Below are 17,725 nucleotides of genomic sequence, written 5' to 3'. Positions count from 1 at the left end.
TTCCCCTCCTATTGGGATTGATTTTGCTTGTTTTTGCTTTTGGTAATCCTTGCAATACGCTCGCGGATCAGCTCGAAGGTTTCATGCTTCTCTGCGGGTTTATGCTTGAAATTATTGTTAATCAGAGTTTTGTCAGCCAGGGCAGCAAGGGAGAATTCGGCTCCATGACAGCTCAGGCAAACGGGCATCATTTTTTCATTGGGGCGAAGGTTATGATTTTGATTATGGTTAACTACAACCTGTTCGCCATGGGTTTCCCGTGGTAAATGGCAGCTGGCACAGCTTACGCCACCCTCTGGGTTTGAATTCCAGGTATCGAAGTGAGGGGACTCTTTGTAAGAGAGACTGTGCTCATCACTGTGGCAACCCAGGCAAGCCTCTACAGCGGCAAATTGCAGATTTACTTCATGGGGCCCGTGACAACTGACACAGCTCAATTCATCCGTTGCGCTGGTATTCATGGGAAGGCGGGCCTGTTGTGGGGAGATGGCGCCGACCTGCTGGATAAAGCCCTCTTCCAGCTTGTTGGACATGCGCATTCCATGTTTTCCTTGAGTGAAGGATTCTTTTTGATCGCTGTGGCAACTAGCACATTGCTCGACAATCTCAACACTACTGAATTGCATTTGCCCATCGACGTGACAGCTGCTGCAGTTCACCTCTGTTTGTGCGTGAATACTCTGTGCCCAGACTGTTGCGATTTCTGCAGTCTGGCTAGAGCTGCTAATGTCTGCTTCGCTAACTTTTAAAGGGGCTTTATCTGAATGCTCATTTAGCCAGGACTGAACTGCTGTACGAGCAGGTAGCTTGGCAGTTTCCAATAGATCAGGTTGATCAACATGGGCGATAAGGAAGTCTTCATAGAGGGAGCCATTATCGTGATAGTTGTGGCAGCCCGCACTCGCGCAGGTTTCAAATCCCAGGTCTTTGTGACTACTGCGCTCTTCGGCAATATCGCTGTGGCAGTGAAAGCAAAAGTCGCCCGCCAGGGTTACGCCCATCTCTCCTGTGATCTGTGGTTTGTGTTCAGTGTGACAACTTACACATAGCCGTGCGTCAAGAGTTTCCAGAAGTACAGCATTGCGCGGATCTAAAAATTTCTGCCGGGGGTGTGAGTCGTCTACAAGCTCCAGTTCTTCCGCATGGCAATTCAGGCAAGCTTGCTGAACAGCATCCTCACCGGCAAAGCCATCGGTATGGCAGGAAGTACAAGCCAGCTCAATTTGATGGTGACCGTGCGTGGCATCTCCACTGATAAATAGAGATTTATCGTCAACGTTAAGGTTGTATGCCACCGCAGAGCCGATAGCCAGCGTTAGCAATACACCGTAATGCCAGAATTTAAATTGATATGATTTCATCTAGAAGTAATAAACCGCAAAAATATGGTAGGCGAGAAGGACCGGTAAGGCCCAGAGCAGGGCATAGTGAACTCGGGACCACCATTTTCGGTGTTCGCGAAGTTTCAGGTCAGTCCAATGGTGGTTGCGCGCCATAAAAACGCCGACGAGAGAACCAGTTGCGGTTGCAGTTAGAAATACCAGCATCAATGCTAAATTCAGGTTTTCACCAAGGCGGAAGCCTGAATGTACAGCGAGTGCAAGTAGAGCGATTAAACCTGTAACGCTGTGTGCATAGCGCCAGTGATCGACATGCCCAAGGCTAAGTTTATTCCAACGTTTCCTGATACTGAGAGCGGCAGTAAACAGGCACATAGCGAGAATGGTATAGCCCGTAACCTGCTTCCAAAAATTGTCGTACCAGAGCTTTTCCCAAAAAAGTGCAGTCTGTACTGAGGGGGAAACTGGAGCTGGCGGCATCAGGAAAGCCAGAGCTATCAGGATTAATGACAGAACAGAAGTTATCAATATCCCCTTGGAGTGCCGCATTACCAAGTTGGGAGCTGGCACATCCAGAAGCTCAGCCATTAGTGGGCGGCAACTACCACAAACAGATCCGGCTGTTGTCGCTTGTTGCAGCTCATTTAAATTGCGCTTCCCAGCGGAAATAGCCTTGCATAATTCCCCTTTGGTGACAGAGTTACACTGGCAGACTAGATAACTATCGGGAAAATCTTTAATGCTATTGCCGCTTTTTTTGGCAAACACTCGCCCTTCGCTTTCAAAGTCTTTCAGTGTGCGCAGAGAGATTTTTTGCTCCTGTGCTACGGTCTGGCGCAATTCATTGGCTTCATCCCAGCTGCCAATATAAATGGCCCCAACGATGTATTCACCTTTGATAAATAAGCGTCTATAGATCCCCTTAAAACGATTGCGATAGACATGGCTCTCAACGCCCTCTTGCTGATTGAGGTTTTCCGGGGTTACCTCTCCCATTATTCCGCAGGGAATATGGGCAATTTTCAGCTGAATATCGGTATAAGTGCCGGAGTAGGGCTGCGAGAGAGATTTACCGCTATGGTTGCGACGAATATGTGAGCAGCAGCTTTCAGCTTGTTCGTAGCCCGGTCGGACCAATTGGTAGACTTTCTTGTCAAACTCAGCGCACTCGCCTACGGCGTAAATATCCGGGTCGGAAGTTTGCATCCATTCATTGACTACGATTCCGCGTTTAGTTGAAAGTCCGCTCTGTTCGGCCAGGCTAATTTCCGGCTTAATCCCAGTGCACAACACGATAGCGTCGACGGGAATTTTTTCGCCACTTTCAAAAGTGAGTAGGCGCTTGCTATCGCTCTCTTCAATGGATGTTAGGGAGTCCGAAATTTTTAACTCTACACCCAGTGCAGTGAGTGCGGACTTTAGGAACTCCTCTCCTTCTTCACCCAGGAGCCCGCTGAGCAAGTGTCCTCTGGATTGTAAAGTGATGTTGTTTTTAGGTGTTTTTAACGCGGTTGCAGCTTCAAGGCCCAGAGCACCAGCACCGATAACACAGATGTCTGCATTCTGCTCCCTTAACTCCAGTAAATCATTGGTGTTACGCAGACTTCGAAAAGGGTAAACACCAGGTAGATCCGCACCCGGAATCTTCGGAATAATAGGATTTGATCCAGTCGCTATTATTAGCTTGGAATAAGGTTGTATATTCCCTGCAGCATCGGTGACTGTTTTTTTGGAGCGATCAATAGAGACTATTTTACGGTCAATATATTCTGCTAGGCGGTGGTCACTTTGACTGAGAATAGGGTTATCAAGCTCCTCCAACTCTACATGGCTTGATAGATATTGAGAAAGTTTAACCCGGTTGTAGGGAGACTCTGTTTCTGCTCCATAGATAACAATTTGAGCTTCATCACAGAACTCTAATAATTTTTGTGCACAACGCACACCCACCGGACCAGTACCGATAATTACATAAATTGGGTAACTGTTATCATTAGTATGGATGCCGCTTGGTAATTGCTCGACAAGTGTGTCGTCTAGCTCAGTCATACCTCCCCCCGACTGCTTTGATTTTCTATTAGTCTTTGTATTTTTAATTTGTCTGCCAGATGGCCTGCTATTTTTCTTAGACTAATATCCCACTCTTTGGTGTTTTTTTGAATTCTAATCCCTATATGTTTAAACAAAATTAAATAAACGTCTAGTACCGATTAGAACATGACGATAGAGAATTGGGTGTAAAGTAAGGTCAGGTCGGAAAATAAGGCTGGATTTAACTGATGCGCACAGTTTTTTTGGGGAGCTAAATGTATCTTGCCCAAATTCGGTGCTTAAATTTAATTTGGCTGTGAAAAATTGGCGGGGTAAGGGGAGTGCTTTCCAGTTACTTTGTGACCGCTGAGCGGCCAAAAAATATGCGGCCCCGTCCTTGTGGGCTGCGGACTGTAAAATAGTATGCCTATTGTAAAGATTTGTTTCTTATCGGCATTCCTAGGTTAAATATCTCACTACTCCTGATAAAAAAACTAAACGTTGCTTTTAGGAGGGTTGGTAAAGGACGTAGAGTTCTTTTTCTTCTAGGGCAGTACGGCGAGTTAGCGCTTCACCGATTTTCTGATAATCCATTTTGAAGTCGCGAACCATTTCAGGAGTGAAGGCTTCGTGGTTATAGCGCTTGCAAAATTGCACAACAGCATTTGCAATTTCATTCATATCGGTGCGGAAATCTTTAACTACTTGCAGTGTGTGGGCATCGCCAGCCAGTGCTTGCTCCAGGTATACGTAAAAACGTACATTTTCTTTGATTAGATGGGCCTGGAAGCCAGATTTAAATTGGGTCAGTAGCTGCGACAGCTGGCGGTAGTTCTGCTTCTCATAACCCTCTGACCACATGCGCTGAAAAATACTGATCAGGGTGCGGTGATCGTCTTCAAGGGCTTTAATTAGAGTGGGATCGTAAGAGATTGTGCGGGCACCTTTAGCTCCTGCATAAGAGCTGCGAGTATATTTTTCCTCAAGGTCCGCCGCGTCTTCTGTTTTGTTACTTCGGAACATTCCAGAAATAAAACTAAGCATGAATTTAGTCTCAGTAAATTTAAAGGTTTGTTATTAGGTCTGATAGCGCCGCGAAGTTGGGGGTAACTTAAAGAAAGCAAAGCTGTTTGGGTCCCGGCGGGCGTGGCGGATTTTACATTGGATGACAGTTGGTTTAACTGTTATGGAAGGGGCGAGTAAAGCAAAATTTCCAAAGTGGGACTTGTGTCACATTTCAGACCTTTGCTTTTTAATTTTTATCGAAATGTAGTTGATTATCGCCAGTGGAATCAAAATAAATTCAAATATTCAATTAATAAAAAACCCGGCATAGCCGGGTTTTTTTGATTGCTTGAGCTTAGCGCTGCTCGAGCGGTACATAATCGCGCTGCGGGTAGCCGGTATACAGCTGGCGAGGACGACCAATTTTGTACGGATTGGAAATCATTTCATTCCAGTGTGCAATCCAGCCTGAAGTACGGCCGGTGGCGAAAATTACGGTGAACATATCGGTGGGGATACCGATAGCCTTCATAATAATGCCGGAGTAGAAATCTACGTTCGGGTAGAGCTTCTTCTCTACGAAGTAATCGTCCTCAAGGGCGATTTTCTCCAGCTTCTTGGCGATCTTCAGCAGAGGATCATTTTCTGCTCCCATGGCACCCAGAACTTCATCACAGATGCCCTGCATTACGCGGGAGCGTGGATCGAAGTTCTTGTAGACGCGGTGACCAAAGCCCATCAGGCGGAAGGGGTCATTCTTATCTTTGGCGCGCTTCACGAATTCGTCGATACGGCTTTCGTCGCCAATTTCCTGCAGCATGTTCAATACCGCTTCATTGGCACCGCCGTGAGCGGGTCCCCACAAAGTGGCAATGCCGGAAGAAATACAGGCGAACGGATTGGCACCAGAAGAGCCAGCCAGGCGAACAGTGGAGGTGGACGCATTCTGCTCGTGGTCTGCGTGTAGCAGGAAGATGATGTCCATTGCCTTGGCGACAACCGGGTCTATCTTGCTGGGCTCGCAGGGGTTGCCAAACATCATGTGCAGGAAGTTCTCGGAATAGCTGCGGCTATTGTCCGGGTACATGAAGGGCATGCCCTGGGAGTGCTTGTAGCACATCGCTGCCAGGGTTGGCATCTTGGCAATCAGGCGGTGGGCGGAAATCTCGCGGTGCTCCGGATTAGTGATATCCAGGGAGTCGTGATAGAAGGAAGCGAGGGCACCGACTACGCCACACATCATCGCCATTGGGTGGGCATCGTAACGGAAGCCTTTAAAGAAGCTCACCAGGGATTCGTGAACCATGGTGTGAGACATAATGGTGTCTACATACTTCTTCTTTTCTTCTGCGTTGGGCAGTTCGCCATTCATCAGCAGGTAGCAGGTTTCCAGGTAATCGGATTTTTCTGCCAGTTGCTCGATGGGGTAGCCGCGGTGCAGCAGTTGGCCCTTGCCGCCATCAATAAAGGTGATCTTGGAATCACATGAGGCGGTAGATACGAAGCCCGGGTCGTAAGTAAATAAGCCTTTACTGGTCAGACCGCCGACATCAATAACATCGGGGCCGAGGGTGCCGGAGCGAACTGGCATCTCAAGGGCGCCGTCGATACCATCGACTGTGAGGTGCGCTTTTTTATCGGACATTGCGGACTCCTAAAAATGTTCTTATGCCGGCCTTTTCCCGCTGTTTTCGGGAGCTAGCGGCCTTTTGAGCGGGGCCAAACTTAAGTGCCGCGCCGCAAATTGTCAAACCAAAAGGAATGGACGACCAGTCTATTGGCGACAGGATATCCGGTTCCGCTCCATACTCGTAGAGTATTTGTCTAGATAATGCACAGGAAAGTCTGAGGAAATCCCGCGATTCCCGATTTACTGCGCGATACTGGTGGGAACCCGGCGTAATCGCAGGCGTTCGTTGTGTTTTGACTAGTGAATGCCTATAATCCGCGCGGCTTGCGCCATGGTACGGCTACTTTGTATAAGGCTTCATCAGGTCGAGTGCAAAGTAATCAGCAAGCAGCTCGTCCCTCCATTGAAAAGCTAACGGGCGCCCGGTCGTTCAGGGCAACAAGGTGTTTTTCCTGTGAACAAAAACAGACCTGTCAATTTAGACATTTCCACTATAAAGCTTCCCGCTACCGCTGTGGTTTCCATTTTGCATCGTATTTCCGGTGTAGTGCTCTTCGTTGTTGTTGCACTACTACTGTGGATGCTCGATGTCAGTTTGGAATCCGAGCAGGGATTCGCCGAAATTGCAGCGGTATTTAACAGTATCCCTGCCAAGCTCATTCTCTGGGCATCGCTGGCGGCACTTATTTACCACATTCTGGCAGGTGTTCGTCATCTGTTTATGGATATGGGAGTAGGTGAAAGTCTCGAAGGCGGCCGTCGCAGCGCTGTATCAGTGCTGGTGCTGGCTGTAATCCTTATTCTTCTGGCGGGAGTATGGTTGTGGTAAAAACAGTAACAAGCTTTGGCCGTAGCGGTACTTTCGATTGGCTCTACCAGAGAGTCACTGCGGTAATATTGCTCGCCTATGCCCTCTTTATAGTGGGTTTTATCTTTTTTAGTAAAGACTTCGGCTACCAGGCCTGGTCCGAACTGTTCGCCCAGCGCTGGATGCGTGTTTTCAGCCTGGTTGCCTTGCTGTCCACCATTATTCACGCCTGGATTGGCCTCTGGTCCGTGGTAACTGACTACATCACCAACCGGATGATGGGCGGTAAAGCCACTGTTCTGCGCTTGTTCGTAGAAGTGATTCTGGCTGCCGTTGCCGTGTTGTACGCGGTGTGGGGCATTGAAATTCTTTGGGGTGTATAAGCAATGGCGAACATGCGTACTATTTCATTTGACGGGATTGTAATTGGTGGAGGCGGTGCCGGTATGCGCGCTGCCCTGCAGATGGCCCAGTCCGGCTATAAAACTGCGGTTATTACCAAGGTATTCCCGACTCGTTCTCACACAGTATCTGCCCAGGGTGGCATTACCTGTGCAATTGCCAGTTCAGATCCCAACGATGATTGGCGCTGGCATATGTACGATACCGTTAAGGGTTCCGACTATATCGGTGACCAGGACGCTATTGAATATATGTGTTCCGTAGGTCCAGAAGCGGTATTTGAGCTGGAGCACATGGGCCTGCCTTTCTCCCGTACTGAGGAAGGACGTATTTATCAGCGCCCCTTCGGCGGTCAGTCTAAAGATTTCGGCCGCGGTGGCCAGGCTGCACGTACTTGTGCTGCTGCTGACCGTACCGGCCACGCACTGCTGCACACCCTCTATCAAAACAACGTTAAGCACAAAACCGAATTCCTGAACGAATGGTTTGCGATTGACCTGGTGAAGAACCAGGACGGTGCTGTTGTGGGTGTGATCGCCATGTGCATCGAAGATGGCGAAGTGGTTTATATCAAATCCAAAGCGACTGTATTCGCTACCGGCGGTGCCGGTCGTATCTTCGCTTCCACCACCAACGCACACATCAATACCGGTGACGGTGTCGGTATGGCCCTGCGTGCTGGCATGCCGGTCCAGGATATTGAGATGTGGCAGTTCCATCCCACTGGTATTTACGGTGCCGGTGTACTCGTGACCGAAGGTTGTCGCGGTGAGGGTGGCTACCTGATCAATAAAGATGGTGAGCGTTTTATGGAGCGCTATGCGCCCAACGCCAAAGATCTCGCTTCCCGCGACGTTGTGGCTCGCTCTATGGTTCTCGAGATTCTCGACGGCCGCGGCTGTGGCCCGGAAGGCGATCACGTATTCCTGAAGCTTGATCACCTGGGTGAAGAGCTGCTCAACAGCCGTCTGCCCGGTATCTGTGAGCTGTCCAAGACCTTCGCCCACGCCGACCCAGTTAAGGTGCCGATCCCGGTAGTGCCTACCTGTCACTATATGATGGGTGGTATTCCCACCAACGTTCACGGTCAGGCTCTGACCCAGGACGCTGCGGGTAACGATCAGATTGTTGATGGCTTCTACGCCTGTGGCGAAGTTGCCTGTGTGTCCGTACACGGAGCCAACCGCTTAGGCGGTAACTCCCTGCTGGACCTGGTGGTATTCGGTCGCGCTTCCGGCCTGTTTATTGAGAAGTCCCTGCGCGAAGGTATCGAGCACCGCGAAGCTTCCGAGTCTGATCTCGAAGCCGCTATGGCTCGCCTGAATCACCTGGAAACTAATGAGAAGGGTGAGAAGGCTGCCGACCTGCGCAAAGAGCTGCAGGGCGTGATGCAGAACCACTTCGGCGTATTCCGTCGCGGCGACTTTATGGCTGAAGGTGTGAAGAAGCTTGCAGATCTGCGCGAGCGTATTGAAAATGTGCGCCTCGAAGACAAGAGCCGCGCGTTTAACACCGCCCGTGTTGAAGCGCTGGAGCTGCAAAACTTACTGGAAGTTGCCGAGGCCACTGCAGTTGCTGCAGAGACCCGTACTGAGAGCCGCGGTGCTCACGCCCGTGAGGACTTTCAGGAGCGTGATGATGAAAACTGGTTGTGCCACTCTATGTATTTCCCCACGGAAAAACGTGTTGGCAAGCGTGCAGTAAACTTCGCGCCTAACACTATGGAAGCCTTTGAACCGAAAGCTCGGACTTACTGATTCGGGAGCGGAATAGAGTATGTTGAAAGTAAGCATTTACCGTTACAACCCGGAAACCGACAAAGCGCCTTATATGCAGGACTATGAACTGGACACCCAGGGCAAGGACCTGATGGTGTTGGACGTTCTGGAACTGCTGAAAGCCGAAGATCAGACCTTGTCTTTCCGTCGTTCCTGCCGTGAGGGCGTTTGTGGCTCCGACGGTATGAACATTTCCGGTCGCAATGGTCTGGCGTGCACTACGCCACTGTCTGAAGCTGCCCCCAAGGGTAAACTGGTTCTGCGTCCGCTGCCGGGCCTGCCTGTTATCCGCGACCTGGTTGTGGATATGGAGCAGTTCTACGAGCAGTACAAGAAGATTGAACCGTACCTGCAAAACGATACTCCGGCTCCGGCCATCGAGCGTCTGCAGTCTCCGGAAGATCGCGAAAAGCTCGACGGTCTGTACGAGTGTATCCTGTGCGCCTGCTGTTCCACTTCCTGTCCGTCTTTCTGGTGGAATCCGGACAAGTTTATCGGCCCAGCTGGTTTGTTGCAGGCTTACCGCTTCCTGGCAGATAGCCGCGACCTGGCTACTGATGAGCGCCTGTCAAATCTGGATGACCCCTTCAGCGTATTCCGTTGTCACGGTATTCAAAACTGTGTCAATGTTTGCCCGAAAGGACTGAATCCGACGCGCGCGATCGGCCATATCCGCAATATGCTGCTGACCCGCGCCGTGTAGGGGATGCTGCGGCCGGTTATCGGCCCGCTGGGGTTCGCGCTCTGCGAATCCGGTGCCAGGTAGGGTGCCAAGCAAACGACAAAAAGCCGGTTCTAACCGGTAAAAAACTGAAAAGGGGAGGTGGCTTTGTGCGCCTCCCCTTTTGTGAGTGAAAGGAAAGCGCAGTGGCTCAAGAGAAGATAAGCACACTGCAATTGAGGTAGGCATCAACATGCACGAAAGTACCATGGAGCAGCTATGGCGTAGCTCCCATATCTCCGGGGGCAATGCTGCCTACGTGGAGGAGCTTTACGAGACCTATCTGCACGACCCCAACGGTGTCCCCGAGGAGTGGCGCAATTATTTCGATAGCCTCCCCCGCGTTGAGGGCAGCAGCGATGTTTCCCACGCCGCTGTTCGCCAGCACTTTGAGCTGCTCAGCAAACACCGCGCGCGTCCGGTGGCCGCTCCCGGTGCGGCCGGCTCTGCCAATATTGAGCACGAGCGCAAGCAGATTAAAGTTCTGCAACTGATCGATTCCTACCGCCATCGCGGCCATAAAAAAGCGACCCTCGACCCCCTGGGCTTGATGGCTCGCGAACAAGTGCCCGACCTGCAACTGAGCTACCACGGCCTGACTGAGGGTGATTTCGATACCACCTTCAATACCGGTAGCCTGTTCCTCGGTAAAGAAGAGGCGACCCTGCGTGAAATCATCGAGGGTCTGGAGAATACCTACTGTGGCAATCTGGGTGCGGAGATCATGCATCTCTCCAACCTGGAAGAGCAGCAGTGGTTCCAGCAGCGCCTTGAGCGCAGCCAGTCTAAAGCCAACTTCGGCACCGACATCCAGATTGAAATCCTGCAGCGCCTTTCCGCCGCTGAAGGCCTGGAGCGCCACCTGGACTCCAAGTACCCCGGCACCAAGCGCTTCGGTGTAGAGGGTGGTGAGAGCCTGATCCCGATGATGGACGCTCTGATCCGTCGCTCCGGCACCTACGGGGTGAAGGAAGTGGTGATCGGTATGGCCCACCGCGGCCGCCTGAATACCCTGGTCAATATCCTCGGTAAAAACCCTGCGGATCTGTTCCAGGAGTTTGAAGGCAAGAAGACCCTCGATACTTCCGGTGACGTGAAATACCACCAGGGCTTCTCCTCTAACGTGATGACTCCCGGTGGTGAAGTGCATCTGGCCCTGGCCTTTAACCCGTCGCACCTGGAAATCAGTGCGCCCGTGGTAGTGGGTTCCGTGCGCGCCCGCCAGGATCGCCGCAAAGATGCGACCGGTGAGAAAGTAATGCCGATCAACATCCATGGTGACGCGGCTTTTGCCGGCCAGGGTGTGGTGCAGGAAACCCTGCAGATGTCCCAGACCCGCGGTTACTACACCGGCGGTACTGTGCACATCGTACTGAACAACCAGGTGGGCTTTACCACCAGCAAGCGTGAAGATGCCCGCTCCACCGAGTACTCCACCGATCCCGCTAAGATGATCGATGCGCCGGTGCTGCACGTGAATGGCGACGATCCGGAAATGGTCGTATTGGCCGCGCTGCTGGCGGTGGACTACCGCTACGAATTTAAGAAAGATATCGTTATCGACCTGGTCTGCTACCGTCGTCGCGGCCATAACGAGACCGATGACCCCTCTGGTACCCAGCCGCTGATGTACCAGACTATCCGCAAGCACAAGACTACCCGCACGCTCTATTCCGAGAAGCTGGTGGGCGAGGGCATCCTGGACAAGGTTGCCGCAGACAAGCTGGCCAACGACTACCGCGACAAACTGGATGCCGGTGAAGACGTTGCTACCGGTCTTGTGAAGAAGCCGGACTCCTCCATGTTTGTTGACTGGAGCCCCTACCTGGGCCACGACTGGCAGGTGCCTGCAGATACCGGCTATGCGCTGCCGAAGCTGCAGGATGTCGCTACTCGCATGACCAACGTGCCCGATGGCGTGGTAATGCAGCGCCAGGTCTCCAAAATTTATGAAGACCGCCGCAAAATGGCCGGTGGCGCCCTGCCTCTGAACTGGGGCATGGCGGAAACTTTGGCTTACGGCACTCTGCTGGAAGAGGGCTTTATGGTCCGCTTTACCGGTGAAGACGTGGGTCGCGGTACCTTCTCCCACCGTCACGCGGTGGTTCACAGCCAGAAAGACGGTCAGAGCTATGTGCCTTTGCAGCATATGTTTGAAGACCAGCCGCCTTTCTATATCTACGACTCGCTGCTGTCCGAAGAGGCGGTGTTGGCGTTTGAATACGGCTACGCCACCACAACACCAAAGTCCCTGGTGGTGTGGGAAGCCCAGTTTGGTGACTTCGCCAACGGTGCCCAGGTTGTGATCGACCAGTTCATCACTTCCGGTGAGCATAAGTGGGGCCGTATGTGCGGCCTGGTAATGCTGTTGCCGCACGGCTATGAAGGTCAGGGCCCAGAGCACTCCTCTGCGCGCCTTGAGCGCTTTATGCAGCTGTGTGCGGAGCACAATATCCAGGTGTGTAACGCCACTACCCCGGCACAGATCTTCCATCTGCTGCGTCGCCAGGCGGTGCGCCCCATGCGCCGTCCTCTGGTGATTATGAGTCCAAAGTGGATTCTGCGTCACAAGCTGGCCACTTCCAGCCTGGAAGAGCTGGCAGAAGGTCGCTTCCACAACGTGATCCAGGACCAGGGCGTAGATCCAGACAAAGTGAAGCGTGTGGTTCTGTGTTCCGGCAAGGTTTACTACCACCTGCTGGAAGCCCGTATGGAGCGCGAACAGGAAGATGTGGCGTTCGTGCGAATCGAGCAGCTGTACCCATTCCCGGACGAAGAGTTTGTGGAAGCGGTTTCCGCATTCAAGAAGATCAAGAGTGTTGCCTGGTGTCAGGAGGAGCCCATGAACCAGGGCGCCTGGTACTCCAGCCAGCACCACTTGCGTCGCCTGTTGTCGGAAACCCATCCGAAGCTGGATCTGGAATATGTGGGCCGCGCCCCATCCGCAGCACCTGCGGCGGGCTATATGTCCACGCACCTTGAAGAACAGAATAAGTTCATCAACGAGGCGCTGACCGTCAAATAACCGGCGGCAGTAATAAGTGAAGAGTCAATCTCAGGAAACAGAAAAAATGACGATCGAGATTAAAGCGCCAACTTTCCCTGAATCAGTTCAGGACGGAACTGTCGCCACCTGGCATAAACAACCTGGTGAAGCTGTGTCCCGCGATGAACTGATCGTGGATATCGAAACCGATAAAGTTGTGCTGGAAGTTGTTGCACCTGCCGATGGTGCCCTGACTGAAATCATCAAGGGTGAGGGCGATACCGTTCTCTCCAATGAAGTGATTGCCAAGTTTGAAGCGGGCGCTGGCGCAGCTGCTGCCCCGGCGGAAGAAAAAGCAGAAGCTCCGGCTGCCGAAGCCGCAGCTCCTGCGGCTGGCGACAAAATTGCTATGCCATCTGCCAAGAAAATGGCTGCTGAGAAGGGCGTAGACCTGGCCGGTGTTGAAGGCACTGGCAAGGGTGGCCGCGTTCTTAAGGAAGACGTAATGAAAGCGGGCACTGCGCCGGCTGCCGCTGCTGCACCTGCCGCCGCTGTTGCTGAAGTTGCGGTTGCTCCGGGTGAGCGCGTAGAGAAGCGTGTTCCCATGACCCGTATGCGCAAGCGTATCGCTGAGCGCCTGCTGGATGCTTCCCAGTCCACCGCCATGCTCACCACCTTTAACGAGGTGAACATGAAGCCGATTATGGACCTGCGCAAGAACTATAAAGACCTGTTCGAGAAGACCCACAACGGCACTCGCCTGGGCTTTATGGGCTTCTTCGTAAAAGCTGCAGTAGAAGCGCTGAAGCGCTACACCGCAGTGAATGCGTCTATCGACGGCAACGATATCGTTTACCACGGTTACCAGGATATCGGTGTAGCGGTTTCCTCGCCGAAAGGCCTGGTTGTGCCGATTCTGCGCAATGCGGAGAACATGGGCCTGGCGGATATGGAAAACAATATCCGCGATCTGGGTGTTCGCGCCCGCGATGGCAAACTGTCTATCGAAGAGATGACTGGCGGTACCTTCACCATCACCAACGGTGGTGTATTCGGTTCCCTGCTGTCCACTCCGATTTTGAACCCACCGCAAACTGCAATTCTGGGTATGCACAAAATCCAGGAGCGCCCGATGGCGGTAAATGGCAAGGTGGAAATCCTGCCGATGATGTACCTGGCGCTGTCCTATGACCACCGTCTGATCGACGGTAAGGAAGCAGTTGGCTTCCTGGTAGCGATCAAGGAAATGATCGAAGATCCAGCGCGTATCTTGCTCGAAGTTTAAACAATAAATCTTGGGGCCTGCGGGCCCCCTCGATCACACTGCATTAGAAATATCTGGAACTGATCATGTCCGAAAAATTTGACGTAATCGTAATTGGCTCCGGTCCTGGTGGTTATGTCGCTGCCATCCGTGCCGCTCAGTTGGGCTTGAAAACGGCTTGTATCGAAAAGTGGAAAAACAAGGAAGGTAAATACGTAAATGGCGGTACCTGCCTGAACGTTGGCTGTATTCCTTCCAAGGCACTGCTGGACAGCTCCTGGAAATACCACGAAGCCAAAGATGCTCTCGACGTGCACGGCATTGAAGTCGGCAAGGTCAAAATGGATGTGAGCAAGATGATCGAGCGCAAAGGCGAGATCGTTAAGAAGCTGACCGGTGGTGTAGCAGGTCTGTTCACCGCCAATAAAGTAACCTCCATTTTCGGCACCGGCAAATTGCTGGCGAACAAGAAAGTGGAAGTAACCGACGACGAAGGCAACAGCACCGTCTACGAAGCTGAAAACGTCATTCTGGCTTCCGGTTCTGTACCGGTAAATATTCCGCCCGCTCCGGTAGACAACAAAATTATTGTCGATTCCACTGGTGCTCTGGAATTCACTGAAACTCCAAAGCGTTTGGGTGTTATCGGTGCCGGTGTTATCGGTCTGGAGCTGGGTTCTGTATGGAACCGCCTGGGCTCCGAAGTGGTTGTTCTTGAAGCGATGGACAAGTTCCTGGCGATCATGGACCAACAGGTTGCCAAAGAGTCCCAGAAGATCTTCAAGAAGCAGGGCCTGGATATCCGCCTCGCTTGCCGCGTAACCGGCTCCGAAGTGAAAGGCGAAGAAGTGGTTGTTACTTACCAGGACAAAGATGGTAAAGAGCACCAGGAAACTTTCGACAAGCTGATCGTTTGCGTTGGTCGTCGCCCTTACACCGAAGGCCTTCTGTCTGAAGATGCCGGTGTGAAGATGGACGAGCGTGGATTCATCTATGTCAACGACCTGTGCATGACTTCTGCACCGGGCGTATGGGCGATTGGTGACGTGGTACGCGGCCCAATGCTGGCACACAAGGCCTCAGAAGAAGGTGTTGTGGTTGCCGAGCGCATTGCTGGCCAGAAGCCGATGATGAACTACGACGTGATCCCCAACGTTATTTACACTCACCCGGAAATCGCTGCGGTTGGTCGCACCGAAGAGCAGGTGAAGGCCGATGGCGAGCCCTACAACGTAGGCAGCTTCCCGTTTGCTATCAACGGCCGCGCTATGGCCGCCAACGATACCCAGGGCTTTGTGAAAATCATTGCTCACGCGGAAACTGACCGCGTACTGGGTGCCCATATTGTTGGCCCGTCTGCCGCAGACTTGGTTCAGCAAGTGGCGATCGCGATGGAATTCGGCTCCAGTGCTGAAGACATCGGTATGACGGTATTTGCGCACCCGACTCTTTCCGAAACTGTGAAAGAAGCGGCGCTGGGCGTGAACGGCCATGCGATTCACACCGTAAATCGCAAGAAGCGCAAGTAAGAATATTTTTCGATTTCGGGGCACTAATTATTGATTAATTAGCGCCCCGGTTTCATTTGTGGAATTTGAAATTTGCAACGACGGAAATTTTAAATTTCTCTTTCAGGTGCAGAGTGATCTGCAATTAGTAAACACATTTTATATGTGAATTGGTATTGACTATGAACTTGCATGAGTATCAGGGCAAACAACTGTTTGCGGAATACGGATTGCCGGTTTCCAAAGGCATTGCAGCGGAAACCCCGGCAGCGGCAGCAGCAGCGGCTGACGAAATTGGCGGTGATAAGTGGGTAGTAAAGGCCCAGGTACACGCTGGTGGCCGCGGTAAGGCTGGCGGTGTAAAGCTGGTAGATTCCAAGGCAGAGATTGAAGAGTTTGCCAAGAAGTGGCTGGGCGAGCGTCTGGTAACTTATCAAACAGACGAAAATGGCCAGCCGGTTTCCCGTATCCTGGTTGAAAGCTGCACTGACATCGACCAAGAACTGTACCTTGGCGCCGTTGTTGACCGCTCCACCCGTCGTATCGTTTTCATGGCTTCCACCGAAGGCGGCGTTGAGATCGAGAAAGTAGCGGAAGAGACCCCAGAAAAAATCCTGAAAGCCACCATCGATCCACTGGTAGGCGCTCAGCCTTACCAAGCGCGCGAGCTGGCTTTCAAACTGGGCCTGAACCCGACTCAGGTTAAGCAGTTCACCAAGATCTTCCTCGGCCTGGCAAAAATGTTCCAGGAAAAAGATCTGGCCCTGCTGGAAATCAACCCGCTGGTAATCACCACCGAAGGCAACCTGCACTGCCTGGACGCCAAAGTGGTAATCGACAGCAACGCGCTGTACCGCCACGCTGACCTGCGCGAAATGCACGATCCTTCCCAGGAAGATTCCCGTGAAGCGCACGCTGCCAAGTTCGACCTGAACTACGTAGCTCTCGACGGCAACATCGGCTGCATGGTAAACGGTGCTGGTCTGGCCATGGGTACCATGGACATCGTAAACCTGCACGGCGGCAAGCCAGCTAACTTCCTGGACGTTGGCGGCGGCGCGACCAAAGAGCGCGTTGTTGAAGCGTTCAAGATCATCCTGTCTGACGAGAACGTAAAAGCCGTACTGATCAACATCTTCGGTGGTATCGTTCGCTGTGACATGATCGCCGAAGGCGTTGTGGGCGCAGTAAAAGAAGTTGGCGTTAAAGTACCGGTTGTTGTACGCCTGGAAGGTAACAACGCAGATCTGGGCGCCAAGGTTCTGAGCGACAGTGGCCTGAACATTATCGCGGCTACCAGTCTGACCGATGCGGCTCAGCAAGTGGTTAAAGCTGCGGAGGGTAAATAATCATGTCAGTATTGATTAACAAAGACACTAAAGTAATCTGCCAGGGCTTCACCGGCTCCCAGGGTACTTTCCACTCCGAGCAAGCGATTGCTTACGGCACCAAGATGGTTGGTGGTGTAACTCCGGGTAAAGGCGGCCAGACTCACCTGGGCCTGCCAGTATTCGACACCGTTAAAGAAGCGGTAGAGAAGACCGGCGCTGAAGCTTCCGTAATCTACGTACCTGCGCCTTTCTGTAAGGATTCCATCCTGGAAGCGGCCAACGCTGGTATCAAGCTGATTGTTTGTATCACCGAAGGTATTCCGACTCTGGATATGCTCGACGCTAAAGTGAAGTGCGACGAGCTGGGCGTGCGCCTGATCGGCCCGAACTGCCCGGGTGTTATCACTCCGGGTGAGTGCAAGATCGGTATTATGCCAGGTCACATCCACAAGCCGGGTAAAGTGGGCATCGTTTCCCGTTCCGGTACCCTGACCTATGAAGCGGTTAAGCAAACCACCGACTACGGCTTCGGCCAGTCCACCTGTGTGGGCATCGGTGGCGACCCCATCCCGGGTTCCAACTTCATCGATATCCTGGAAATGTTCCAGAACGATCCGCAGACCGAAGCAATCGTTATGATCGGTGAGATCGGTGGCACTGCTGAAGAAGAAGCAGCTGCTTACATCAAGGAAAATGTTACCAAGCCTGTAGTTTCCTACATCGCTGGTGTAACTGCTCCTCCCGGCAAGCGTATGGGTCACGCGGGCGCGATCATCTCTGGTGGTAAAGGCACCGCCGATGAGAAATTTGCTGCTCTGGAAGACGCTGGTGTTAAAACCGTGCGCTCCCTGGCTCAGATCGGCGACGCTCTGAAGGAAATTACTGGCTGGTAAGTAATTGCCAACTTTTAGTTTTCAAAAA

General features: G+C 52.3%; 13 protein-coding genes. 9 read left to right on the top strand and 4 right to left on the bottom strand.

Annotated elements, in window-relative coordinates:
* Positions 1-8: 8 nt before the first annotated feature.
* The 4 genes from ACJJII_RS00690 to gltA all read right to left on the bottom strand — a co-directional run bounded on the left by ACJJII_RS00690 (position 9) and on the right by gltA (position 6,021).
* A complete protein-coding gene (locus ACJJII_RS00690; protein WP_444911362.1) occupies positions 9-1,361 on the bottom strand; it encodes a cytochrome c3 family protein in 1,353 nt (450 codons plus the stop codon).
* Positions 1,362-3,389: an FAD-dependent oxidoreductase gene (locus ACJJII_RS00685; RefSeq protein WP_444917966.1), complete on the bottom strand. Its 2,028-nt coding sequence runs from the start codon at positions 3,387-3,389 to the stop codon at positions 1,362-1,364.
* 489 nt (positions 3,390-3,878) lie between these two features.
* On the bottom strand, positions 3,879-4,415 hold the full coding sequence (locus tag ACJJII_RS00680) for a hemerythrin domain-containing protein (RefSeq protein WP_413662988.1): 537 nt from the start codon (positions 4,413-4,415) through the stop codon (positions 3,879-3,881).
* A gap of 316 nt (positions 4,416-4,731) precedes the next feature.
* Positions 4,732-6,021, bottom strand: a complete 1,290-nt coding sequence (gltA, locus tag ACJJII_RS00675; RefSeq protein WP_413662987.1) for a citrate synthase — start codon at positions 6,019-6,021, stop codon at positions 4,732-4,734.
* Between the two features lie 439 nt (positions 6,022-6,460).
* Between gltA and sdhC the strand changes: the two genes are divergently transcribed.
* The 9 genes from sdhC (at position 6,461) to sucD (ending at position 17,697) form a co-directional block, all read left to right on the top strand.
* The gene (sdhC, locus tag ACJJII_RS00670; RefSeq protein WP_282933825.1) at positions 6,461-6,835 is read left to right on the top strand and encodes a succinate dehydrogenase, cytochrome b556 subunit; all 375 of its coding nucleotides are present in this window, start codon (positions 6,461-6,463) and stop codon (positions 6,833-6,835) included.
* Positions 6,829-7,197, top strand: a complete 369-nt coding sequence (sdhD, locus tag ACJJII_RS00665) for a succinate dehydrogenase, hydrophobic membrane anchor protein (protein WP_444917965.1) — start codon at positions 6,829-6,831, stop codon at positions 7,195-7,197. Before sdhC ends, sdhD begins: the two co-directional genes overlap by 7 nt.
* 3 nt (positions 7,198-7,200) lie before the next feature.
* Positions 7,201-8,973: a succinate dehydrogenase flavoprotein subunit gene (gene sdhA / locus ACJJII_RS00660; protein ID WP_282933823.1), complete on the top strand. Its 1,773-nt coding sequence runs from the start codon at positions 7,201-7,203 to the stop codon at positions 8,971-8,973.
* A gap of 19 nt (positions 8,974-8,992) precedes the next feature.
* Positions 8,993-9,697 (top strand): succinate dehydrogenase iron-sulfur subunit, encoded by a 705-nt coding sequence (locus ACJJII_RS00655; protein ID WP_444917964.1) that lies wholly within the window; start codon positions 8,993-8,995, stop codon positions 9,695-9,697.
* A 211-nt stretch (positions 9,698-9,908) separates the two neighbouring features.
* Positions 9,909-12,740, top strand: coding sequence for a 2-oxoglutarate dehydrogenase E1 component (locus ACJJII_RS00650; RefSeq protein WP_444917963.1), 2,832 nt, complete (start codon positions 9,909-9,911; stop codon positions 12,738-12,740).
* Between the two features lie 46 nt (positions 12,741-12,786).
* On the top strand, positions 12,787-13,986 hold the full coding sequence (odhB, locus tag ACJJII_RS00645; RefSeq protein WP_282933820.1) for a 2-oxoglutarate dehydrogenase complex dihydrolipoyllysine-residue succinyltransferase: 1,200 nt from the start codon (positions 12,787-12,789) through the stop codon (positions 13,984-13,986).
* A 65-nt stretch (positions 13,987-14,051) separates the two neighbouring features.
* On the top strand, positions 14,052-15,494 hold the full coding sequence (gene lpdA, locus ACJJII_RS00640; RefSeq protein ID WP_020412682.1) for a dihydrolipoyl dehydrogenase: 1,443 nt from the start codon (positions 14,052-14,054) through the stop codon (positions 15,492-15,494).
* 161 nt (positions 15,495-15,655) lie between these two features.
* Positions 15,656-16,822 carry an ADP-forming succinate--CoA ligase subunit beta gene (gene sucC / locus ACJJII_RS00635; RefSeq protein WP_282933818.1) on the top strand — a complete coding sequence of 389 codons (1,167 nt, stop codon included), beginning with the start codon at positions 15,656-15,658 and terminating at the stop codon, positions 16,820-16,822.
* Between the two features lie 2 nt (positions 16,823-16,824).
* Complete coding sequence (gene sucD, locus ACJJII_RS00630; RefSeq protein WP_108734154.1) at positions 16,825-17,697, top strand: succinate--CoA ligase subunit alpha; 873 nt, start codon at positions 16,825-16,827, stop codon at positions 17,695-17,697.
* Positions 17,698-17,725 lie beyond the last annotated feature (28 nt).

The organism is Microbulbifer maximicatervae (SeqCode), from assembly GCF_052467825.1.
Note: the sequence above shows the minus strand (reverse complement) of the source record. Positions and strands in the feature narration are given on the sequence as shown.